This is a genomic window from Blautia pseudococcoides, from assembly GCF_001689125.2.
GTDB classification, from domain to species: Bacteria; Bacillota; Clostridia; order Lachnospirales; family Lachnospiraceae; genus Blautia; species Blautia pseudococcoides.
In genome coordinates this window covers 2,266,196-2,289,468 of the sequence record NZ_CP015405.2, presented here as the reverse complement: position 1 = coordinate 2,289,468, position 23,273 = coordinate 2,266,196, and the positions used below count along the sequence as shown (strand labels likewise).

The following is a 23,273-nucleotide window of genomic DNA, read 5'->3' as shown; positions in this document are numbered from 1 at the left end:
CAACACAAAAAAAGGACGGATGAATGAACAAATGAAGAAACCACAGATGAAAGATGAGACAAGAAAAAAAGTTGATAACTTCTGGTACTATTATAAGTTTCATGTGCTGATCGGAGCGTTTCTGCTTTTTATGGCAATCGTGTTTATGAAAGACATGCTGGGCAAAGTGGATTATGATTATAACATTGCCTTTGTCACAGATTACATGATCGCGGATGAGGACAGCCAGGCTCTGCAGAGTTATTTTGAGGCCAATGCAGAGGACTTGAACGGGGACGGGGAAGTTCATGTGCAGATACAGAACTATGTGCTGCCTCCGGATGATGCCCAGGGATATGATCCACAGATGCTGGCAGCAGGACAGACGAAGATGACAGTAGACTTGCAGGAAGGAACCAGTATGATTTTCTTTATCAGCGAAAAGAATTATGAAAAGTTCCAGGACACCGGTGTTTTTCCGGAAAAACTGGAGGACTTTTCAAAAGTGGAAGATTGTGCTGCCTATGGTGAGATGGGGAGCCCTGCGTCTGTCAAAGACTTGTATGTTGCCATGCGCAGCCTGGAAGGAACCAAGATGGAGAAGGAGGAAGAGATGCTATCTTATTATGACGCCTGTGAAACACTTCTGAACAAATTTGTTTCCGGTGGAAAGTGACAGAAAGCACGCGCTGCGGGCTTCCTATTGTCATGAATAAAAAGATGATTGGGGAACTTGTCAGTTCAGTTCCCCAATCATCTTTTTAATATTCTGCATTTGGTTGTCCACAGCTGTGATAGTGTGGGCACATTCCAGAAGTTCCATGCTGATAAGTTCATGGTCTTTGTTGCTGCCCAGCTCCTTTTTATACCTGAGCTGGTGCTCCAGGCTGGCCCAGAAGTCCATGCCTATGGTCCGTATCTGTACTTCAGCCCGCATGGGAGTTTTCCCCTCTGCGAAGAAGACGGGGATCTCCACGATCATGTGGTAGCTTCTGTAACCGTTGGATTTGGGATTCAGGATGTAATCTTTGATGCGGAGGATTTTAATGTCGTCCTGTTCTGCAAGAAGATTGGCAACCGTGTAAATGTCATCTATGAAGGAACAGATGACGCGGATCCCGGCCACATCGTTTAATTGTTCCCTGATATTAGTCTCTGTAAATTCGTATCCCAGTTTTTGGAGTTTGCTGTAGATACTCATGGGCTTTTTGATCCTCGTCTTGATGGAGGAGATGGGATTACGGTTGTACTTTACGGAGAATTCGTCATCCAGCACCTCCAGTTTTGTCTGTATCTCCCGGATGGCACAGCGGTACATCGTCATAAGAGAATTGTAATAATCCGTGTTCTTTATAAAGCGCTCCGGGAAGCGCACATCAAATTCCTGGGGAGGAGTGATTATATCTTCCTGTGTATTCTGCAAAAAAATGCCTTCTTTCGTGTTTTTTTCCAGTATATCGGAAAATTAAGGTTACGTCAATGTGGGGATGGTATTTTGCTGAAACTTATAGTATAATAACATAGACTATGTCAAGAAGTAAGAACCTGCAGCAGCAGGCAGGAGAAAGGCAGCTAAATCATATGTTTGGATATGTGACGGTGGATAAACCGGAGCTGAAAGTCAAAGAATTTTATCAGTATAAGGCATATTACTGCGGACTTTGCAAAACCCTGAAAGAAGAATATGGATTTCAGGGCAGAATGACGCTTACCTATGATATGACATTTCTGGTGGTGCTTCTCACTTCTCTTTATGAGAGCGAGACCAGGGAGATCAGTTCCCGGTGTCCGGTGCATCCGGTGAAGAAGATTCCCATGCTCCTAAATGAGATCACGCAGTACGGTGCCAGGATGAATATCCTGCTCTCCTTTTACCATTTTGCCGATGACTGGCAGGATGAAAAGAGTATGAAGGGACTGGCAGGTATCCATCTGTTTAAGAAAAAAGCCAGGAAAGTCTGTCAGGAATACCCAAGGCAGAGTAAGGCGATCAGGGTGCAGCTCAAAAAACTTTCCAATCTCGAAAAGAGGCAGGAGACGGATTTGGACTTGGTGTCCGGCTGTTTCGGGGAACTGATGGCAGAAATATTTGTTATCCGGGAGGATGTCTGGGAAGACTATTTAAGGAAATTCGGTTTTTATCTGGGAAAATTCATTTATATTATGGATGCCTACGATGACCTGGAAAAGGATATGGAGAAGGGCAGTTATAACCCTCTGAAATACCTTCATGAATCCTATCAGGAGGATAAAGAAGGATATGAGAAAGAAGTATATGATATCCTTCTCATGATGATGGCTGAGGCCAGCGGTGCCTTTGAGATGCTTCCCTGTGTTAAGGAGGCGGAGCTGCTTCGGAATATTATCTATTCCGGTGTCTGGTCAAAATATAATAAATTAAAAAAAGAAAGACAGGAGATAAAAGAGAACCATGATTAACAATCCTTATGAAGTGCTGGGCGTTTCACAAAATGCCAGCAATGACGAAATTAAGAGAGCATACCGGGATTTGAGCAGAAAATACCATCCCGATTCCTATGTAGACAATCCGCTGGCAGGGCTGGCAGAGGAGAAGTTCAAGGAAGTACAGGAAGCGTATGACCAGATCATGCGTGAGAGGGACGGAGGCTACCAGAGCGGTTACGGCAGCGGTTCAGGAAGCAGTTACAGCTCCGGAGGATACAGCCAGCAGAACTATGCGTCACAGGAGGACGGCGTGCAGCTTCAGGCAGCAGCCAACTACCTGAATGCCCGCCAGTACCAGCAGGCCCTCAATGTGCTTTCCCGCATACAGAACAGAAGTGCCCAGTGGTATTATTTGAGCGCAGTAGCCAACATGGGAATGGGGAATAACGTGAATGCCCTGAATATGGCAAGACAGGCATCCAGTATGGAGCCGGGCAATCCGGAGTATTCCAATCTGGTGAACCGCCTGCAGTGGAACAGCCAGCGCTACCAGGGCGGCGGCAGCCCTTACGCAAACAACGGCGGCTCCTCCTGTGGTACAGGTAACTTCTGCTGCGATCTATGGTGTGCTGACAGTTTGTGTGAGTGTATGGGAGGAGATCTTTGTCCATGCTTGTAAATGGAAAGAAAATGGCCGTGTCCGGCCTTCTGATGGCACTATCAGTAGTCATGATCATACTCAGCGGTGTTCTGGACTTTAACACTCTATTCTTTCTGGCAGCGGCAGCCTTCTGTGTAGGGATCATTGTCCGGGAATATGAGCTTAAGACTGGAATTGTTTTTTTTGCAGGAACTCTGCTTTTGGGTTTTCTTCTGGCACCTCAGAAGCTGTACTGTATCACTTTTGCCATGATGGGAGCTTATGTGCTTTTTGTGGAGGGCCTGTATCGTTTCCTCGGAAGACACCAGAACATAAAAAATCCGAAGCTGGTCTTTGGGGCAGGGAAATTTGTGATTTTTAATCTGATGTATCTGCCTGCACTTTTTCTGTTTCCCAAACTGCTTTTTGCAGGTGAGATATCAGGAAAAGTGATGCTGTTCTTCCTGTTGGGCGGTCAGATCGCCCTGTTTCTGTTTGACAAGGCGTATGAATACTTTTTGATCCGCATGTGGGGGAACTGGCGCGGAAAATTATTTGGGAGAGGGTAAAAAATGATGACAAATGAAATCATAGAAGATTATATAAAAATCCTGGAATCTGAACTGGTTCCTGCCATGGGGTGCACAGAGCCCATCGCGCTTGCGTACGGCGGTGCCAGGGCAAGGGAGATTTTGGGCGGAATGCCTGAAAAAGTCATTGCCAAATGCAGCGGCAATATCATTAAAAATGTACGCTGTGTGACCATACCTAATTCCAAAGGTCTGGTTGGTATAGAGGCCGGGGTACTTCTGGGCATTGCCGGCGGAAATGCCGGGAAGCAGATGGAAGTCCTGGAGGATGTTTCAGACGCGGATATTGAGATGGCGAAACAGATGCTGAAAAAAGGTGTCTGTAAGGTGGAATTCCTGGACAGTCCCAGTGTGCTTCATATTATCTTGGAGTTGTACACAGAAGAGCACAGCGCAATAGTGGAAATCCGTGACGGACACACCAACATCACCAGCATCCGAAAAGACGGAGAAGAACTGCTGAAGGGTGCCGCAAAATTTGAGTATGATGATACAGATGAGAGAAAAGTCATCCTGAATATGGAAAATATCAAGGAGTTTGCCGACACGGTGGATCTTTCCAAAGTGCAGCATCTCATTGAAAGACAGATCACCTGCAATATGGCCATTGCCAATGAGGGCATGAAGGGGGAATACGGTCTGGGGCTTGGGAAACTTCTGGTGGAATCTTATCCGGATACCACGCTGAACCAGATGAAAGCCTATGCAGCAGCAGGTTCAGAGGCCAGAATGGGCGGATGTGACCTTCCGGTCATCATCAATTCCGGTTCCGGCAACCAGGGCATTGCCTCCTCCGTACCGGTGGTGGTGTATGCCAGGATCAAGCAGGTGGACCAGGAGACGCTTTACCGTTCCCTGGTATTCTCCAATCTGCTGACGATCTACCAGAAAACTTATATCGGCAAGCTGTCCGCCTTCTGCGGTGCGGTTTCCGCTTCCTGCGCCAGCGGTGCGGCTCTCACCTATATGGTGGGCGGTACTCTGGACCAGATAAAAATGACGGTGGAAAATACACTGGCTAATATTCCGGGCATTATCTGTGACGGAGCGAAAATCTCCTGTGCAGCCAAGATAGCTACCAGCCTGGATGCAGCCATTATGGCCCACAACCTGGCAATGAAAAACAAAGTCTATGCCCCTTACACGGGAATCCTCCAGGAGGACACCCCTGAGACCATCAGTTGTGTGGGATACATAGGCAAGGAAGGCATGAAACAGACTGACAAAGAGATTCTGAAGATCATGATTGAACATAACGAATAAAACATAATGAATAGAAGGGATAGTAATGGAATTTTTACGTTTACTGGCCGGGCCGCTCATCGGAGCGGTCATTGGCTACTGTACAAACTATATTGCAGTGAAAATGCTTTTTCGCCCCCTGTATCCGGTGAAGATCGGAAATTGGACACTGCCCTTTACACCGGGTATTATTCCCAGAGGAAAAAGTAGACTGGCGAAGGCTCTGGGAAGTGCGGTGGGCGACCATCTGATCACTAAGAAGGACCTGGAAGATATGCTTTTGTCCGAGGGTGTGAAAAGTACCATTGTCAGCCGGATCAGCCAAGGCATACAGAACGTGCAGAACAGTGATGATACGGTTGAGGGTTTCCTGCAGCACTATGTGGAGCAGGATGACTATGAGACCATGCGGGGAAAACTGGAGGATTTTATTACAGACCGCATTACAGAAGGGCTGGACAAGCTGGATGTAGGTGCGATCATCGCGGAGGAGGGGGCCAGGGAAGTGAAGCAGAAATTCCAGGGCTCTATGGTGTCCATGTTCCTTACGGATGATCTGATCAACTCCATTGCGGAACCGATCGGCAGAAAAGTGGGGGATTATATCAGAGAGAACGGCCATGTCAAGATCCACCCGGTTGTGGTTGGGGAGATCGCGGCTGTGGAGAGCCGCAGGATCAGCGATATTGTGGAATCCCTCCCTCTGGGTGAGGAGAAGATCCGCGCCCTGGTGGAAAGCATCTACGTGAAATTTGTAGGTGACAAGGCAGGCGAACTGGCAGAAAAGTTCCAGATCGCAAAAGTAGTGGAGGAAAAAGTAAACGGCATGGACGTGCTGGAAGTGGAGAATATCCTCATGTCTATTATGAAGAAAGAACTCAATGCTGTCATTAATCTGGGCGCATTGATCGGATTTATCATCGGACTGCTGAATCTGCTGCTTTAAGATGGATGAACGGATATGGAATAGGAGAGCCGGGATGGATAATTTTCAGGTGTATTTGAAGCATATGGAGAGCCGCGGGCAGAATATGGTGCTGCTTCTGCGTGTGTCCGGAAAATATCTAAGCACCTGCTGTCCGGAAATACTGAAAAAACGCTTAATGGTGGTGCTGCATATCTTGCTGCACCATTTTTTTCCGGGGAAACGTATGAGTTGGGAGAAGTCATCCGGGATGGGAAGCTGTATCCCGTCCTTTCCTATATCAGTCAGAATTACAGGAGCCCGATCACGCTGGATACAGCTTGCGGCCCAGGGTGCCTATCTGTCCTATGTTTACCTGCATGCAAATAAAAAATATCATTACTAAGCTAAGAAATACTACAAGCAATGCCGAACAGTGCCCTTTACAAAACATAGACTGATAAGTAACGTTTCAAAAGCAGAAAAGAACTGACGATATTGAAATAATTTTCATATTGCCTAAACAATACACTGGAAATTGAGGAGGTACATAACCATGAAAAAATTGATTGCATTTTTGTGGGCTGAATTAAACAATGCACCTATTCTTCCTGAATATATTAATAATGACGAATTGTCCTCACTACCATTTAAGGAACAATGCTTGTATGTGGTAGAGGTGTTTCAGAAGATTGCTGAAAGAAGAAATATAAAACTGAAACTTACAAGAAGAAATGATTTTCAAATTTGAAGTTGTAATAAAGATTATTTATATAACGAATGGAGGTATACCTTTGGAAACAGTAGAATTAAGATTTCAATATACTCAAAGAGAATATATAAGAGCAGAAAGGCAATATTTAATTTCTAGTAAAATTATTCATAAATATGATATTGCTTTAGTCGCTGTATTTTTGCTGCTGTCGGTAGTTTATATGCTGTTCACCTCTTTTAGTATATTTAGTATTTTAATATTTGGATTGGTAATTGTTGTAACTGCATTGGGAAGCTATTTATATATTCTAATGCCTATACTGAAATTCAAACAAACTGCAAAATATCATGAGGAATATACGCTGGTATTCTCTAAGGAAACAATTAAATTTAAAACACAAAGCATTGAATCAGAAATGAAGTGGGATATTTACTCTGCACTATGGGAAAGCCATGATTTTTATTACTTAATGCAAGCACCACGAATATATACGTTAATTCCAAAAAGAGTTTTTAAAGACCTAAACGAAAAACAACTATTTGAAGAAATTGCACAATCAAGAGTAAAAACAACAAAACATGTATAATGAACATACCCCACAATGTAACAACTTCCAGTTTATATGACTATAGAAGATAAAAAAATAGAATTTGTAAGGAGGTGAAACCATAATGTGCATGGAATGCTATATTGATGAAAAGAGAATTACACCGTTGTTAAATCCGATAGAATGTTTACAAAATCATACACAGTATATCTGTGGGACTAACAAGGGGGGCACAAGAAACCTTATATCCTACAAGGCAGGAAACGCTGTATTCATAAGGCGAAAACGCATTTTATAGGGTGTGAAATAAAAAGTCCCTATTTCTCATATGAAAAATTGAATAAGAAACGGGATTTCCATTTCCTATATGGAGCAAAAGAAGTGTTTCATTCCATAGTTGGTAGATATAGAGGCAGGAAAAATCAACGGTGTTGTAACGAAAGACCTTTCCCGACTTGGCATGAGATACCAGCCGTAAAGTAAAATCGGCGTTTAAGACGAAATTTGCAGAGGGCCCGGCCTTTTCTTTGAAACGGAGTATGTGCCGGACAGAGGTGTTTTCTGTCCGGCACACTTACGTCAAAAGCCTTTAACTGCCGTTTTCTTTTTCCAGGTTCCGCAGATGCAGATATACGGTATTTTTAGAAATGCCAAGGCTTTCTGCTGCTTTGATGACAGCGTCTTTCATATTGAAAATACCTTTTTCGTACAGGAGATGGATAATCTCCTTATTTTTATTGGTAGTGGAGATCATAGGATTGGCGTATATTTTTGTTTTGGCCTCATCCAGGGCGGAGGCGATCAGGTCCTCCACATTGTCGCTGAAGGTCTCTGTCACACCGGGGACAATACTGCTTGCAGGGGTGAAGCTTGCCAGGATGCTGGCAAAAGAAACCTCTGTGTGGAAATTAATGCAAAGCAGGCCGATGATCCGTTTCTTTTCCCCAAGGATAGGAATGGTGGCGGATTTCAGGGTGTTGCCGTTTTTCTTATTAAAGTAACACAGGGCGGCCGGCTCTTTTTTCTGACGGATATTGTCCAGCATTTTCAGTGCCAGATCTGTGATGGGAGCGCCCTCCACACGTCCGGTGTAATGTCCGTTAATGATTTTTATGACAGAGTGCTCCAGGTTCTCCAGGCTGTGGAGAATCAGTTCATATCCGTCCCCTAAATATTCTGCAAGTCCGTCCAGGACTGTCTTATATGATTCCAGAATGGTTTTATCTGTTTCTGTCAGGGTAAGGTAATTCATGGCAAAATCCTCCTTTCGTTTTATTATAACTTTTTTATGAAGGAAACGCAATATAGACTGAAAAATATTTCAGTGAAAAGAGTAAAACAATGAAAAAACATCTATTGACTAAAAAATAGTTTAGTGATATACTCTTTAATATGATAAAACGACAGAGAAATGGGGGACTGAAATTATGGAAATTATCAGTACAGAAAAAGCACCGGCCGCGATCGGCCCGTATTCACAGGGAATGAGAACGAATGAACTTTTGTTCACTTCAGGACAGATTCCCATTGACCCGTCTACCGGTGAGGTTATGGAGGCGGAGATCACCGCTCAGGCAAAGCAATCTATTGAAAATGTAGGTGCTGTGCTTGCAGCAGGAGGCAGCAGCTTTGAAAAAGTGGTCAAGACCACCTGTTTTCTGGCGGACATGAAGGATTTTGCCGCGTTTAACGAAGTTTATGCAAAATACTTCACCACCAACCCGGCCCGTTCCTGTGCGGCGGTTAAAACACTGCCAAAGGGTGTGCTCTGTGAAGTCGAGGTAATTGCTGAACGTTAGAGAGGAGGAGAGGAAGCATGCATTTGCTGGAGACTTTTTTAGAGAAGACGGAACGGGTACCGCTTATGCCGGCTCCCACACCGCTCCATGGTCTGCACAGGCTGGAGGAGCAGTGGAGATATCCCGGAATTTATATCAAACGTGATGATATGACAGGTATCGGTCCCGGAGGCAACAAGATAAGAAGTCTGGAATACATACTGGGAGAGGCGGTAAAGGAGGGCAGCAGGACGATTCTGGCAGCAGGGCCTGCCCAGTCCAATCTCTGTACCCTGACGGCTGCGGCCTGCGCCAAATTGGGACTGGACTGCGAACTGGTCCACAACGGTACAGAGCCGGAGAAGAAAGAGGGGAATCTGCTGCTGAACCGGATCCTTGGGGTGAAATCCTATTTTCTTGGGGATGTGGATTCGGATGCCCGCAATGCCTTTGTGGAGGAACTGTTTGAAAAATACCGCAGAGATGGGAAAAATCCCTATGTGGTGAGAAATGGAGCAACCACAGGACGAGGGGCTCTTGGGTACACGGCAGCAGTGCCGGAGCTTATGAAACAATGTAAGGAGCAGGGGATCAGCACCATGACCATTTTCGCACCGGGAGGAAACGGCGGTGTGGCAGCAGGGCTGGTGTATGGGAATGCAGTTATGGGAAATCCCTTCCGTATTGTAATTGTCAGTGTGGAGGATGACAGGGAAAACCTGCGAAAACACATTGCGGATACTGTTCGGGAGGTGGAGGAGATAACGGGAATCCCGGCAGGAAAACCTGTGGAAGAGCTCTGTTTTATTGAGGATGGTTTCCGGGGCCGGGGCTGGGGCGCAAATACCAGTGAGAGTGCCAAGGAGATCTTTTCGTTTGCCAGAGCTGAAGGTGTTTTTATTGAAAACATTTATAACAGTAAAGTTCTGGTCGGTATGAGGGACTGGCTGGAAAGGGGAAAAACAGAGGGGCCTGTCTGTTATCTGCATACAGGAGGCTTTGGTTCTCTGTTTGCCCAGTATTGACACGAAAGAGGAGGGAAAACTATGGATTACGGATTTTTGACTTTGATTCCGCCAATCATTGCCATTGCATTTGCCATCGCGTTTCGGAAGGTGGCGCTTGCTCTTTTGATTGGTATTTTTTCCGGAGAACTGATCCTGTGCGGATGGAATCCGCTCACCGCTGTGAATGAGATGGTGAATCAGATTTTAAATGTCTGCGCAGACACCGGAAACCTGAAAACATTTTTATTTACAACACTGATGGGTGCATTTGTTATTCTGGTGCGTGTGTCAGGCGGCGTCAATGGCTTTGTGACGTATCTGACAGAGCAGGGCAATAAGGTTAAGAATAAAAAGATGGCTATGATGATCGCTTATATTATCGGTATCATTATTTTTATCGACGGGCTTTTAAGTATCATGTTCACAGGTGTTGTGACAAGGCCGCTGATTGACAAGTATAAAGTTTCCAGAGAAAAGCTGGCCTATATCTGTGACTCCACATCAGCACCGATCAATGCCATTATCCCGCTGAACTCCTGGGGCGCTATGCTGATGGGACTGATCGGGGCGGAGATAACGGCGGGTGTGATCACCGGGGATCCTATGAATCTTCTGATTCGGAGCCTGCCCTTCCAGTTCTACAGTATTGTTTCCCTTATCATGGTATTGTTCTATATATTAAGCGGAAAAGACTGGGGACCCATGAAAAAAGCGGAGGAGCGTGTGCGCACTACAGGAAAGCTGTATGACGACGGCGTTGTTCCCCTGCTTAACGACAGCGAGGGCTTTGATGAGCTGGTAGAACCCGGAAAAGAGAACAAGTGGAATATGATGCTGCCGCTTATTGTACTGATCGGCGGAACTTTTATCGGTCTGCTTGTCACAGGTAAGGGAAATATCACAGAGGGTGACGGAACTACATCCATTCTCTATGCAGTTACCATTACACTGCTGGTTATGTGTATCTTCTACACAAGACAGAAGATCATGACAGGAAAGCAGTTTGGGGATTTTGTATTGAAAGGTGTCAGCAATATGCTTACCCTTGTTATCCTGCTGGTTTTGGCATTTGCCATCGGCGGTGTGATCAAGACATTGGGAACAGGCACTTTCCTTGCAAGCCTGATCGGAGGCAGAGTCAGCGGTGCTTTCGGACCTGCTATTATTTTCCTGCTGGGCGCAGTTATGGCTTTCAGCACAGGCACAAGCTGGGGTACTTTCTCCATTATGATGCCTATAGCGATTCCAATGGCAGTTGCCATGGATTCCAATATTCTGCTGGCCATTGGCGCGGTTGTCTCAGGCGGTATTTTCGGAGATCACTGTTCTCCGATCTCAGATACAACCATTCTGTCCTCCATGTCGGTGGGCACGGACCTGTTCTCACATGTAAAGACGCAGCTTCCTTATGCAGTCGTGACGGCGGCAATTGCTACGGTGCTGTATGTGGTATGTGGTCTGGTGATGTGATTTTGTATTCATAATAAGGCGTCTGCCATCCGGGATACGGAGGGCAGGCGCTTATTTATTTTATGGTTCAATTTTGTCATCCGGAAAAGTAAGCAAGCCTGAGGTGGAGGAGTAAAATTCAGGGGTATTATACATTTGACAAGGGGGAAAGGAGAGGGTAGACTGGAAGAAAAGTGAAAATGGAGGCAGATATGGCTAAAGCAAATATGAAAGTCCGCCTGGCGGCCAGCGCGGAACAGGTTTGGAAGGCAGTTACGGATAATAAGAATTATGCCTGGCGCAGTGATTTGAGCCGGATAGAGGAGATGGGGGACGGCAAAACTTTTGTAGAGTATACAAAGAGCGGATTTCCCACAACATTTACGATCACAAAGAAAGTACCGTTCCGTCAGTATGAATTTGATATAGAAAATGAAAATATGAAAGGCCATTGGACAGGGTTGTTTCGTGAGAGCGGGAATGGGACGGAGATGGATTTTACTGAGGATGTGGAACTGAAGAAGCCGTTTTTGAAGTTCGCTGCAGGGAATAGTATGTGGTGGATAACTGATATGGGCACAAATTTATTAATTCCATTTAATAGTAGAGAATACGATATTTACCCATTGATAATTAATGACTCAGAAGAGATTTGTGTGAATGTTGGTGATAGGACATCTTCTTATACCGGAATAATTAAGACGAATGCTTTAATACAAGAACATGAAAAAAATAAATTTATTGCGGCATATTCATGCGGAAGTTATACATTTTCATGTGCCCCAAATTTTATATACCCATTGTCATATTATATTTTAATGGTGGATGAAGAGAATATTAACATATTACAAAAAGGCAAAAATGAAGAAGAATATATAGCAAGGTTATTTGACTAATAATGGAGTTGTTTGTGGATATACAGTGAAACATATTAATTAATTGATTTAAATAAATAATTAGAAGAATAAACTGAGTTTATATAAAGCGCACTTGATATCTATAACCAAAAGCTGTTTATGTATATACATATTTATTTAAATAAATCGAGTTATTAATGATTGTATAGGGGGGAAGAAATGATCTTCTTAAAAAAACTTCATAATGGTTTTTACGCATTGAATATGACATTCCAGGCATCACCTTTGTCAGCTATACTATATGTCATTTTGATAATTATTGAAGCTTTATCTTCAACTGCAGGTATGACGTTAGCAACAGCAGATTTTGTTAATACGGCAACAGAAATTTTGTTACGTGGGTTTTCAAAGTATTTAATTTACAAACCTCTTATTAATCTTCTATTGTTGTTGGGCATTATTAATACAGTTGGTACGTTTATATCATTAACTAGGTCAAGTATAAAACGGAATATTCAATGCAAATTCAGTCCAATGATTACAAAAAAGCTTTCATCGTTAGAATTTAAGCATATCGAGAGCAAAGATAGTTGGGAATTAATTTCTCGAGTATCAGATAATACGATTACTCTATTGATGGAAGTATATGATGCTTTTATGTCATTATTAAAAATTATTATATATATTATATCAGTATTAGGAATAATAATGGCTTATGTTTGGTGGGCAGCAATATTAATTTTTCTTTTTTCTGCGCCTTTGATGTGGCTTTCTGTACGTGCAGGAAGAAGAAACTATCAAGCAACTAAAGAATCAGAGGTATATAATAGACGTGTAAAGTATCTTGAGGATGTTATTACTGGCAAGGGCAATATAGAAGAGCGTACTTTATTTGGTTATGGAAATTATGTAAGTGATAAGTGGCAAGAGCAGTACGAAAAAGGACGTAAATATAGATTAAAAGTAAGCGCAAGACATTTATTACTCACAAGGGGATCTTCATTAGGATTAAACGTTATTATTGTATTGGTGGCATTGACTTTAATTAACCCAGTAATATCAGGTTATTTGTCAAGTGGTATGTATATGGGCTTGATTGGTGCTATTATTGGAGTTTTACACTATATGGGATGGGATATGGCGAGGTCACTAGAAACTATTGCTAATGCTAACGAATTTATGAAAGAATTTAAAAAATATTTAGAACTAGATGAATCCGAGGGCGCATTGCGCAAACCAGATGTTGAGCCTATAGTATTTTCTAGCTTGGAATTTCGGGGGGTTAGTTTTAAATATCCGAGTGATAAGAAATATATATTAAAGAATCTTTCTTTTAGACTAGAGAGTGGAAAGAACTATGCGTTTGTTGGGAAAAATGGGGCAGGAAAGACTACAATAACGAAGTTAATGACAGGTCTATATAAAGAGTATGAAGGGGAAATTTTATTAAATGGAAAAGAGTTGCGGGAGTATTCTGCTGGAACTCTTAAAGCAACATTTTCAATCATATATCAAGATTTTTCGAAGTATTATGTATCACTTAAAGATAATATAGTAATTGGTGATATCAGCGGAAGTGAATTGGACAGACGTATATGTGAAGTTATAGATGATGCCGGATTAAAAGATATAGTAGTAAAACTAAAAAATGGTACGAATACTTTACTGGGAAGGGTAAAGGAAGATGGACAAGATTTATCAGGCGGAGAGTGGCAACGAGTAGCTATAGCCCGTTCACTCATTAGTCGTGCGCCCATTAAAATAATGGATGAACCTACAGCTGCGCTTGATCCAATATCTGAAAATCAGTTGTATACTAAATTAAGAAGGCTTATGGAGGGGAAAACGACTGTATTTATTAGCCATCGATTAGGTTCAACAAAATTGGCTGATAAAATACTGGTAATAGAAGATGGGCATATTCTTGAATCTGGAACACATAATGAACTTATCGCTGCAAAAGGACAGTACTCGGAAATGTTTGAAGCGCAAAGGAGTTGGTATAGTTGAAGGGTGAAAAGTACAGTTTTATTAAAATAATTGTTTTAACTGTTAAAATGCAATTTAAAGCAGTTCCGGGTCATATGATAGTGTTTTTATTGCTAGCTTTTTTGGAAGCTTTGGGATTAACAATTAGAGTGGCAGCAATGCAAAGGCTTTTCGATGTTATTGCAATTGCAGCAGAGGGTAAACGAGATTTTACTGATTGTATTATGCCGTTATTTGTTTTGGTTGTAGTTACATGTGTTCAGCAAATAATGAATGGTATGAAGTTTTTTCATTGGAATGTAATTGTAGATAAATCCGCTGGAATTAATAACAAGAAATTATTTGAAAAAATACAGAATTTTAGTGCAGAACAGTTTGAAGATGCATTTTTTCTAGATAGCTTAAATAAAGCTAAAGAAGGAATTAAACCATTGACTGTTACTAGTCTTTTTATAATGAATCTTATATTTTTTGATGGTGTATATATTGTATCTATGGGGGCATATTTATTTAATTTAAAACCTGTTTTGCCGTTGACCTTATTGTTGGCTTTTATTCCTGCTTTTTTGTCTCAGGTATTTCGTATAAAAGGCTTTGCAAAGTTAGAGGAACAAAGCGCACCATTACGAAGAGAGTATGACTACTATAAAAAAATATTAAATGACAGGCAGTATATTAAGGAGACACGTACCCTAGGAGCGTTTGTATACTTTTTTAAATTATTTAATGATACGTTAATTAAATTAACAAATAAACAATGGGAAATAGAAAAAAAAATAGTTGTTCGAGAACAATTATTAAACAGTGTAACATACATTGGTATGGGTATTTCTACATATTTGTTATTTGTAGCAACCATATCAGGAGAAATTTCAGTGGGAGCTTTTGCGGCAATATTTGCTGCATTAACTCAAATATTTGACATAATGCAGACTATAATGACATGGGATATTAGTGGTATTAATAAAGATATCGGCAAGGTTACAAATCTTATAAAGATATATGATTCTGCAGAACTGTCAGGCTTATCAGGCACCCACGATTTTAGTAAAGGGATAATAGCTAAAAATGTGGGATTTATTTATCCGGGTAGAAACGAAATGGCTTTAGCTAATGTGTCAGTAACTATTAGGGATGGGGAGTTTATTGCAATTGTAGGTGAAAATGGTTCAGGGAAAAGTACATTGGTAAAAATTCTAACGGGACTATATCGTCCGTCAGTGGGAACGGCTATAATTGGTGAACTTGATAGTGAGGTTATAGCTCCACGTTATATATATAATGAAATATCAGGTGTATTTCAAGATTACCAGCGATATAAAATGACGCTTGCTGAAAATGTGTCTATTAGTGAGATTGGCATAGGAATGGATGAATTAAGGATTAAATCTACCTTAATGGATGTGGGGATTAACACAAAATATAACGAGATAAATTTAAATACAGTATTATCACCAGAATTTGGGGGTATAGACTTATCAGGTGGGCAATGGCAACGTTTAGCAATAGCACGTGGACTATATCGACACTATAAATTTATAGTTTTGGATGAACCAACTGCTGCAATAGACCCAATAGAGGAAAATATGATATATACACAATTTAAGAAATTAACTAAAAGAAAGTGTGCTGTGGTGATAACGCATAGATTAGGAACTGCAAAACTTGCTGATCGAATTGTGGTAATGGATAATGGAAGGATTGTTGATACAGGAACTCATGAAGAACTATTATCCCGTTCAGGTAAATACAAAGATATGTGGAATGCACAATCAATTTGGTATAAAAGAGAGGATATAAAGTATTAAATATATGTTGGTATTATGAAGATAAATCAGTAAATTAAGGCCGAAAAGAATGTAAGATAGGCAGACTCTTAGTAGACGAGGTACAAGCTGATTTCTGACTCCTTGAAGCAGCAGCCGGTGGTTCTGTGTATCGACGAAACCATGGTTTTTAAGTTTGTTAAAAAGTTGCTTGAGGAAGTGTTAAAGTTTTTTGACCTTCCAGCGAATAACGGCTCCAATTACTGGCCGGGCACTTTTTCGGAATATACAATTGCCTTATCGGGGGAGGTTTTTTAAAAAAATGTGAAGAGAGCGTATAGGAACTTCGCTTTTTTCTAAACGAATAAATTTGATATCAGGTATTTATGCTACTTTCGTGTACAATACCGCCGACATGCCGACATATGTAAAGTGGTGTAGAATTAGATATAAAAATGAATGGAGATTATCTTATCTAAGTTAGTTTTAATAAGTTTTTTGTTTAGTAATGACGAACTTTTCAGTATTATTTTATTTATCCATGTATCAGAATGAGGGGGTTAAAGATGGAAAAGTATAAAAAGATAGAAGAAATCTCGTATTGGAGAGAATTACTAAGTAAGTATAAAGAGTTTAGCAGTTTTAAGGAGGGTAGTGATAACAGTAATTTATTTAAACAAGAATGGGGTGTAGTTAGTGAGGTTATAACAAAGAAGCTTCAAGATCTGATTAAAAAAAATGATATATCGTTAAACACCATTGCGGAGTTGGCATGGGGGATTTCCCTATCGAGTCCAGGAACTGCCCTCGTGCCATGCCTAAAACTGCTCTGAAGTTTTGTTTGATAAACGATTAAGAGGTACCGCACCGAAGTGTGATTCTCTCTCCTTTACGGTAATTCCCCAGCGATAACTGAGCGGACCGTGTGATCATCAATCAACTTCTTGTTGTGCTGGGCGGCATTCATCAGGCCATGGGTATATACCTTATCGATCGCCCGCGCTGATTCGGCAGAATACTGATAGATCTCATCGATTGCTTTATTAGTAAAAATGTCCTGTGTACCATCGGCGTAACGAAGGTGGCATTGAATATATTTATCTATCTGTGCCCGGTCATACTGGGGAATCTCACAATCCTATCCTCAGTCCAAGTAAAACTATGGCAATATCTCGAAGCTCTACAGGTTTATTGTGTTCTGAACGAAATGTATTGATTCTCTGTTGAATAATCCGGTGTAAGGAAATCATAATTCCGGTGAATGGAAATCAGCATATAAATGATATTCTATGTGCCTTGATTTATCAAGGCTGCAAGCACCGCCAATGGCGGCAAGGCCTTGACAAAACAATCCTCATAGAATGATATGTAGTCAAGCTGATTTAAGGTGATTTCCGATAACCAGATTAATGCTTTCCATATTTCCGGACATGTGATATTTTTGAAGCAGAATATTCATCTGTAACGTAAACGCACCATAGTGGGTACTGCCATTATGGTGCGTTTACAAACAGAATCTATAAACTGGGCAATCGAAGCATTGAATACTATGCCTGGGATTGGAAGGCATAGCGCAGATGCACCTGCGGCTATCATTGGAGTGGAGCCGCAAAAGGGATTCGGAGGATATGAGAAAGAATGCAGTATTTCTCATCAGGGTGAATTGACAAAGGGGATAGATTCCATGATGGAAGGTATGATCATGATGATCGCGCTGTTGGTTTTAGGGGCTGTGATTCTGGGTGGTGTCATGCTCTATAATCTGGGTGTCCTTTCTTATTTGGAACGGTACCGTGAATTTGCCACCATGAAGGTTCTCGGGTTTGGAGATGGGAAAATACAGAATGTTATGATTGAGCAAAATGTGTGGCTTTCTGCTGTGGGCATACTTCTGGGACTTCCGGCAGGATACGGACTTCTGGTGTATATGCTGTCCACGATTCCAGATTCCATGGATGTGCCGATATATATAAGAGGAATATCCTGGATCTTCAGTGCCGCCGGAACTCTGGCACTGTCCTGGCTCATCAGTCTTGCTGTGTCCAGGAAAATTCCCCGTATTAATATGGTGGAAGCACTGAAGGCAAAAGAATAGAGTAGTAGAACAAAAAGGAAGCAGATTATATTTTCTGCTTCCTTTTCCATGATTATATTACCACAAAAACAGCGTTTTTTCAAGGCTTGTATTGATATCCCGGCAGGGTTATAATGATCGTTACCATTTACAGGCTGGCCTGTAAAGCGTAACGCTGTCTGCCCCGTAAAAAGCTGTCATCAGCCAGGGGCAGCCGCAGACAACCGTACAGTGCTGCATAAGCCCGGCAATCCTGTACAGGGAAAGCCGGCCTCAGGAATAACAGGAGGAATTGCCATGGAAAAACAGATTTTTGAGATGCTCACTAAGAAGCGGCAGAAGGATGAGCTGACAATGCTGGACGCTTACAATCAGAGGACAGAGAAATTTGGACTTGCGCTTTCCGAACAGGAGGCAAAAAAACTGATCGTAAGCAGGAATAACAGCCTGAAAAAGTATGGAAGGGTGGAGTTTGGCAGAGGAATACTGGATAAGATCATCTACAGCTTCTGTGATTCTCAGTATATCAGCCAGGACACGTATCTTGCCACATTAACAAGGCTGCAGGACATTTTTTACCGCTTTAAAAATGAATCTCAGGACAGGCTGACAGATGATGAATTGATGACGTTTATGAGACAGCAGTATGAGTCCGTATGTTTTGGGGATTTGGATTATCTGGAAAATACCTGCCTGGAACGTTTTTCAAGGGCTGTCCGAGAAGGGAATCTGGGATTTATACAAACCGGCGGTGCGGATGCTTATGACGAGCTCAGCGAGGAGGAGCGCTGGGACCCGGAGCTTTACCAGTCTGTTTTGAAGGAACTTTTTTGGGAGTAGAAGTAAATGACAGATATGACAGGAAGGGGAATATATATGGAATACCCGTTGGAAGAATTACTGCCTTTGACGGCATGGCTTGCAGATAAATACACCTCCAAAGAGAGCAGCTCTGTGACGTATGAAACCGCTCAGATGCTCATGGAGGCTGTGCTATATTGCGTACAGGAATATGAAAATATCACTGCAAGCGCATTGCTGTCAGAACATGCGGTGAAGGCAGAGGATGCATATAAGATCGGTTATGACAGGGTGGTGGAGAAAGTCCATAAGGCAAAAGAAATCTTTCATGATCTGACTGGAGATTTCTGCGATTACGGCTGCAGCAATTACAGGGGAACCCTGCTGGAAGGAATGCCCGCGTTCTTTATTGCCTATGATGCCAGATTCAGACCACAGGACCATTTGCTGACACTGGACTATCCAACTGTGAATTTTCGTGGGGAAATGTGCGGAATTGATATCATTTATCAATATTTATGTGATATAGTAGTGGAGAGAGGACTTTTGGAATGTTTTCCGGAACAGGCTGTGAGACGCCTTTTGAAGCAGGTGCAGGGCAGAACAGGCACCTCATATATGGGAAACCTAAGTGAGATGGTGCTTGTCACGGCATTTGGTTGTATGATCGCTGACAGGCGGCTTATGGAGCTTTCACTTTCTGATCAGGATATTGAGGCGGCAGAACAGTATTTTTCAGGTGATAACCTGCAAAAAACAGAGGGAAAACTGAAAACACTATTACGGATCCTGGCTGAAAAATCAGGCAGACAGGAGTGGGTTCCATATTTTTACAGCTTATGCCATGAATATGCCGTCAGAATCCAAAACGGCATAAAGTATGGGACGTTGGAAGCGGTATTTTTTGGGTCGTGAGCGGCTGCAAATGTGGTCGTACTCTGTGAAATTACCGAGCGTGGATGGAAACAAGGAGAAAACATGGAACGTAAGACAAAATATGCGCTTCCCTGGATCATTTATTTGGGAAGTTTAATGGGATTCGGCCTTGCTAAATTTATTCTGCGGGGAATTGGGGTTGAATTCAGAATGTGGGTGCAGGCTCTTTTATGGGCTTTGGCCTTTCTCTTCCCCGCCCTCCTGATCGGATATTATCTGACCAGGATAAAGTATAAAGTGGTGGCTGCGGTATTGACAGTTATCTATGCTGTTTTGGCAGTGATCGTATTTTTAGTGGGATTTGTTTACTTTCTGCTCAAGTCTCCCGAGGAGCATGATATTGGTTCCCGTATGCTCTGTGTGACAGAACAGTCAGGCGGAGATTCGACAAATTATACATACTGGGACAAGATATCTTTTTTTGGAAGGAAACAATTTGAGTGGGACGAGGAGAGGGATATCAAGCTGCTGGAGGAGAAATACAACATGCAGTTTGAGAAGAGATCCGGGGCATATATGACGGAAAAATATCCTATGGCAGCAGTTCATATTCTCAGATATCCTACTGTTTCGGGCAGTGAAGTCGCAGATGATTTTATAGAAAACATTGAAACATATTATTTTAAAGAGACATATGAGGCAGAGGGATTTCGCACAGAGTGGAGTGAAAACCATCTCATTATGAAGAATGAAGCGGAACTTAAACAGGTTTCAAAAGAGGCGGCAAAAATGATTTCCGATGCCATAGAAGATCCCATTTTTGAAAAATTTCCCGGTACTCTGCAGGTACAAATAGAGATAAAAGGGAGCAAAAGTGTATGCAGTCTGAACTTCAGCGGCAAGAAAAAATCTACGGATGAGGAAAGGGGAGGAGATTACTTTACAGATGCTGAGATTGTAGAAGAGACCCTGGAGGAGACTTACAATGCGTTGCTCTACTCCCTGGAGGAAAGTGATAGGATGGACCAGATAACTCAGGATACGGAGGAAGAAAACAAAAACTATGCCAGCCGTGTGGAGGAGGCTTACGACTGTTTGTATGAGAATAAGCTTTCAAAACAATTCACAACATCAGAAAAAACATATAATGCGAAGGGGAATTTTTACGCCATTTTGGGCGGGGATACGGCTGCTTATGTAAATAAAAATGATATTCCGTATGAGGTGACTGTGGTATACGACAGAGTGTCAGATGATGGGGAATCTTTACTATTTATCATGTATAAAAAGTATAATGAAAAATCAGATACTGCGGCTGGTTACTCTGTGAATGCGGAAGAGGGGAAGATTGAAGAGTATGATGTCCCATGGTACTGAAAATGAAAATATTGAGGAAGGCCCAGGCGGCTGACGCAGAGATTATTTGAAACACGTGTCCGACAGCGATTTCCAAACTAAGAGCTGGCAGACTATTTAAAAGATCACACACCACATTTGATTATAAAAGGGAGAGAAAGCCTGTGAAAGAAACGAAAAATGGCATACGCATAAGAATGGCAGAGCCGGAGGACGCTGAGATTTTACTGGAAATCTATACACCATATGTAAAAAATACCTGTATCACGTTTGAATACCAGGTGCCTTCTGCGAAAGAATTTGCAGGAAGAATGACAGAAACTTTGAACAAATATCCATACCTTGCCGCAGAACAGGATGGTGAAATAATTGGCTATGCATATGCATCCCCTTTTAAGAGAAGGCCGGCCTATGACTGGGCGGTGGAGACGACTGTTTATCTGAAGGAAAATGTCAGAGGAAAAGGCGTAGGCCGCCGGCTCTACACAGCGCTGGAAGATATTCTCAGGAAACAGAACATAACCAATGCCAATGCCTGCATTACATATCCAAATCCGGAAAGTATCGCATTCCATGAAAAAATGGGTTACCGGACTGTAGGACATTTTACAAAATGCGGATATAAAAACGGACAGTGGCTTGATGTGGTGTGGATGGAAAAATTTCTGCAGAAACATCCTGGGAGGCCAGCGGCAGTGATTCCGGTGGGCAGCCTGCGATTATAAACATGTAATTATGAGGGTACGGAACCGTTACAAAATGATATCTATATAAAGGGGGAAATACTTTGACAAGTAATGAAATCCTGTCAGAATTAAAAGCACTAAGTTCAGAAAAATACAAAGCCAATGTAGTAAAACTCGGTATTCCCGAAACATACAGTATCGGTGTGTCTACGGCAGATGTCAGGAAGCTTGCAAAAAAAGCAGGCAGGGACAATTCCCTGGCTCATGAATTGTGGAATACAGGATACCATGAGGCGAGGCTCCTTGCGGTACTGGTCATTGATAAAAAGAAGTTTACGCTGCAGGAGGCAGAGACACTTATGTACGATGTCATCTCCTGGGATTTGTGCGACCATCTGTGTAAGAATCTGCTCATCAAGATGAAAGGGTATGAAGAACTCATAGAAAAGTGGTGTGACTCTGAAGCGACCTATACCAAACGGGCTGCATTCACTCTCATGGCCACTGCAGCTATCCATGAAAAAAGTCTGAAAAACCATACTCTGGATCATTACCTTGAGCTTATCCGGATGAACTCCGATGATGAGAGAGAACACGTAAAAAAATCAGTATCGTGGGCGTTAAGAGAAATCGGAAAAAGAGATTTCGACTATCAGGAAAAGTCTGTACTGCTGGCTCATGAACTGCTGGAAAATGGAAACAAAGCCCAGAAGAGGATAGGAAAAGATGCTTTGAAGGAGCTGGAAAATTTGGTGAAGACAGAAGGGCGCAGCCGTCTGATCTCAGCAGATTCCCAGATGGGAAAAGAAATAAAGTCATGACCAGAAGGGGCGCAGGCCCCTTCTGGTACAACAATGTTAATCGTCTGTCTTAGACTGATAAGCGATAAGCACAATATCCTTATCTGTTTCTTTATTTAACTTATTCTGAAGTTCATTGATCTCAGAAACACAGTCCTCTGAGATTGAAGCTACCTGATAATCATTCTCCATAGTTATCACCTCCATGCATATAGTTTGCGAAGAAAGTGATAAATTATAACAAACCCGATTAAAATTAATCTTATAATATTTTCTGGAGCACATACCTTGGCAGACCACCGTAGAGATCAGCGGTCTTTACAATCTCATAGCCGTTACTTTGCATATTATGCAGGCTATAGCGGTTGTCAGGATGTACAGTCGCCAGAAGCCGGTTCCTCAGAACAGGGGAATCAGCAAGCATTTCCTCCGCCTTATGGAGCATACGGGACTGAAGGCCGTTTCCCTGCCAGGAAGGATGCACAACCGCCATATCCATATGGACAGTTCTCTGCAGTTCTTCCTCTGAATAATTCAGTAAATATCCCAGATTTTCCTCCGAAAGTCCCGGAAATTTTATAAGAAAAAAACCTGCCAGAGAACTACCTGAAACAGGCTCTGACACAATCGTAAAGCCACATGTCTCAATATGTTTTTTTATATATTCTTCACAATCAGAACAAAACCATTCCGGATGCTCCATAGCCTTTTGAGCATCTTTCATAACTGTCATAATACCGGGAATATCCTTATATTCAGCTTTCCTAATAACAAATTCCATATCTATACCCTTTCTATGCCTGCCGCGTCC

26 protein-coding genes are annotated in these 23,273 nt (G+C 42.2%); 22 read left to right on the top strand and 4 right to left on the bottom strand.

The features are described from left to right. Positions 1-31: 31 nt before the first annotated feature. Complete coding sequence (locus A4V09_RS10870; protein WP_065542370.1) at positions 32-655, top strand: hypothetical protein; 624 nt, start codon at positions 32-34, stop codon at positions 653-655. A 60-nt stretch (positions 656-715) separates the two neighbouring features. Here the strand turns inward: A4V09_RS10870 and A4V09_RS10865 are convergent, their stop codons facing one another. Continuing rightward, on the bottom strand, positions 716-1,381 hold the full coding sequence (locus A4V09_RS10865; RefSeq protein WP_465220356.1) for a GTP pyrophosphokinase: 666 nt from the start codon (positions 1,379-1,381) through the stop codon (positions 716-718). 179 nt (positions 1,382-1,560) lie between these two features. Between A4V09_RS10865 and A4V09_RS10860 the strand changes: the two genes are divergently transcribed. The 8 genes from A4V09_RS10860 to A4V09_RS10825 all read left to right on the top strand — a co-directional run bounded on the left by A4V09_RS10860 (position 1,561) and on the right by A4V09_RS10825 (position 7,062). Next, entirely contained in the window at positions 1,561-2,418 is an 858-nt protein-coding gene (locus A4V09_RS10860; protein WP_065542368.1) for a DUF5685 family protein, read from the top strand. After that, positions 2,411-3,064: a J domain-containing protein gene (locus A4V09_RS10855; protein ID WP_065542367.1), complete on the top strand. Its 654-nt coding sequence runs from the start codon at positions 2,411-2,413 to the stop codon at positions 3,062-3,064. The genes A4V09_RS10860 and A4V09_RS10855 overlap by 8 nt, the downstream gene beginning before the upstream one ends. Further along, complete coding sequence (locus A4V09_RS10850; protein WP_065542366.1) at positions 3,055-3,594, top strand: hypothetical protein; 540 nt, start codon at positions 3,055-3,057, stop codon at positions 3,592-3,594. Before A4V09_RS10855 ends, A4V09_RS10850 begins: the two co-directional genes overlap by 10 nt. A gap of 3 nt (positions 3,595-3,597) precedes the next feature. Beyond that, positions 3,598-4,878 carry an L-cysteine desulfidase family protein gene (locus A4V09_RS10845; protein ID WP_065542365.1) on the top strand — a complete coding sequence of 427 codons (1,281 nt, stop codon included), beginning with the start codon at positions 3,598-3,600 and terminating at the stop codon, positions 4,876-4,878. Between the two features lie 25 nt (positions 4,879-4,903). After that, positions 4,904-5,803, top strand: a complete 900-nt coding sequence (locus A4V09_RS10840) for a DUF445 domain-containing protein (RefSeq protein ID WP_065542364.1) — start codon at positions 4,904-4,906, stop codon at positions 5,801-5,803. Positions 5,804-5,837: 34 nt separating this feature from the next. Next, positions 5,838-6,167, top strand: coding sequence for a hypothetical protein (locus A4V09_RS10835; protein ID WP_065542363.1), 330 nt, complete (start codon positions 5,838-5,840; stop codon positions 6,165-6,167). A gap of 150 nt (positions 6,168-6,317) precedes the next feature. Continuing rightward, on the top strand, positions 6,318-6,512 hold the full coding sequence (locus A4V09_RS10830) for a hypothetical protein (RefSeq protein ID WP_065542362.1): 195 nt from the start codon (positions 6,318-6,320) through the stop codon (positions 6,510-6,512). Between the two features lie 43 nt (positions 6,513-6,555). Continuing rightward, complete coding sequence (locus tag A4V09_RS10825; RefSeq protein ID WP_065544732.1) at positions 6,556-7,062, top strand: YcxB family protein; 507 nt, start codon at positions 6,556-6,558, stop codon at positions 7,060-7,062. A gap of 550 nt (positions 7,063-7,612) precedes the next feature. Here the strand turns inward: A4V09_RS10825 and A4V09_RS10820 are convergent. After that, on the bottom strand, positions 7,613-8,275 hold the full coding sequence (locus tag A4V09_RS10820) for a helix-turn-helix transcriptional regulator (protein ID WP_065542361.1): 663 nt from the start codon (positions 8,273-8,275) through the stop codon (positions 7,613-7,615). Positions 8,276-8,450: 175 nt separating this feature from the next. On the opposite strand from A4V09_RS10820, the gene A4V09_RS10815 reads away from it, so the two are divergent. The 13 genes from A4V09_RS10815 (at position 8,451) to A4V09_RS10755 (ending at position 22,483) form a co-directional block, all read left to right on the top strand. Next, positions 8,451-8,822 carry a RidA family protein gene (locus A4V09_RS10815; protein WP_065542360.1) on the top strand — a complete coding sequence of 124 codons (372 nt, stop codon included), beginning with the start codon at positions 8,451-8,453 and terminating at the stop codon, positions 8,820-8,822. Between the two features lie 17 nt (positions 8,823-8,839). Further along, on the top strand, positions 8,840-9,826 hold the full coding sequence (locus A4V09_RS10810) for a 1-aminocyclopropane-1-carboxylate deaminase/D-cysteine desulfhydrase (RefSeq protein WP_065542359.1): 987 nt from the start codon (positions 8,840-8,842) through the stop codon (positions 9,824-9,826). 21 nt (positions 9,827-9,847) lie between these two features. Then, positions 9,848-11,278: a Na+/H+ antiporter NhaC family protein gene (locus A4V09_RS10805; protein ID WP_065542358.1), complete on the top strand. Its 1,431-nt coding sequence runs from the start codon at positions 9,848-9,850 to the stop codon at positions 11,276-11,278. A 179-nt stretch (positions 11,279-11,457) separates the two neighbouring features. After that, positions 11,458-12,153 (top strand): SRPBCC family protein, encoded by a 696-nt coding sequence (locus A4V09_RS25365; RefSeq protein ID WP_242964066.1) that lies wholly within the window; start codon positions 11,458-11,460, stop codon positions 12,151-12,153. 180 nt (positions 12,154-12,333) lie between these two features. Further along, on the top strand, positions 12,334-14,124 hold the full coding sequence (locus tag A4V09_RS10795; RefSeq protein ID WP_065542357.1) for an ABC transporter ATP-binding protein: 1,791 nt from the start codon (positions 12,334-12,336) through the stop codon (positions 14,122-14,124). Continuing rightward, positions 14,121-15,911, top strand: a complete 1,791-nt coding sequence (locus tag A4V09_RS10790) for an ABC transporter ATP-binding protein (RefSeq protein WP_065542356.1) — start codon at positions 14,121-14,123, stop codon at positions 15,909-15,911. Before A4V09_RS10795 ends, A4V09_RS10790 begins: the two co-directional genes overlap by 4 nt. A gap of 524 nt (positions 15,912-16,435) precedes the next feature. Continuing rightward, complete coding sequence (locus A4V09_RS10785; protein WP_065542355.1) at positions 16,436-16,702, top strand: hypothetical protein; 267 nt, start codon at positions 16,436-16,438, stop codon at positions 16,700-16,702. Between the two features lie 662 nt (positions 16,703-17,364). Then, entirely contained in the window at positions 17,365-17,964 is a 600-nt protein-coding gene (locus tag A4V09_RS10780; RefSeq protein ID WP_065542354.1) for an ABC transporter permease, read from the top strand. 276 nt (positions 17,965-18,240) lie between these two features. Next, positions 18,241-18,783, top strand: a complete 543-nt coding sequence (locus tag A4V09_RS10775) for a DUF6323 family protein (RefSeq protein ID WP_065542353.1) — start codon at positions 18,241-18,243, stop codon at positions 18,781-18,783. Between the two features lie 6 nt (positions 18,784-18,789). After that, positions 18,790-19,659, top strand: coding sequence for a DUF6179 domain-containing protein (locus tag A4V09_RS10770; RefSeq protein WP_065542352.1), 870 nt, complete (start codon positions 18,790-18,792; stop codon positions 19,657-19,659). Between the two features lie 63 nt (positions 19,660-19,722). Further along, positions 19,723-20,997 carry a hypothetical protein gene (locus tag A4V09_RS10765; protein WP_065542351.1) on the top strand — a complete coding sequence of 425 codons (1,275 nt, stop codon included), beginning with the start codon at positions 19,723-19,725 and terminating at the stop codon, positions 20,995-20,997. A gap of 176 nt (positions 20,998-21,173) precedes the next feature. After that, complete coding sequence (locus A4V09_RS10760; RefSeq protein WP_065544731.1) at positions 21,174-21,701, top strand: GNAT family N-acetyltransferase; 528 nt, start codon at positions 21,174-21,176, stop codon at positions 21,699-21,701. A gap of 62 nt (positions 21,702-21,763) precedes the next feature. Further along, entirely contained in the window at positions 21,764-22,483 is a 720-nt protein-coding gene (locus tag A4V09_RS10755; protein ID WP_065542350.1) for a DNA alkylation repair protein, read from the top strand. 36 nt (positions 22,484-22,519) lie between these two features. Here A4V09_RS10755 and A4V09_RS25750 read toward each other — a convergent pair whose 3' ends face one another. Together A4V09_RS25750 and A4V09_RS10750 are read right to left on the bottom strand one after the other, a co-directional pair. Next, positions 22,520-22,654 carry a hypothetical protein gene (locus A4V09_RS25750; protein WP_274537199.1) on the bottom strand — a complete coding sequence of 45 codons (135 nt, stop codon included), beginning with the start codon at positions 22,652-22,654 and terminating at the stop codon, positions 22,520-22,522. A 70-nt stretch (positions 22,655-22,724) separates the two neighbouring features. After that, positions 22,725-23,243 (bottom strand): GNAT family N-acetyltransferase, encoded by a 519-nt coding sequence (locus A4V09_RS10750; protein WP_065542349.1) that lies wholly within the window; start codon positions 23,241-23,243, stop codon positions 22,725-22,727. Positions 23,244-23,273: the final 30 nt, after the last annotated feature.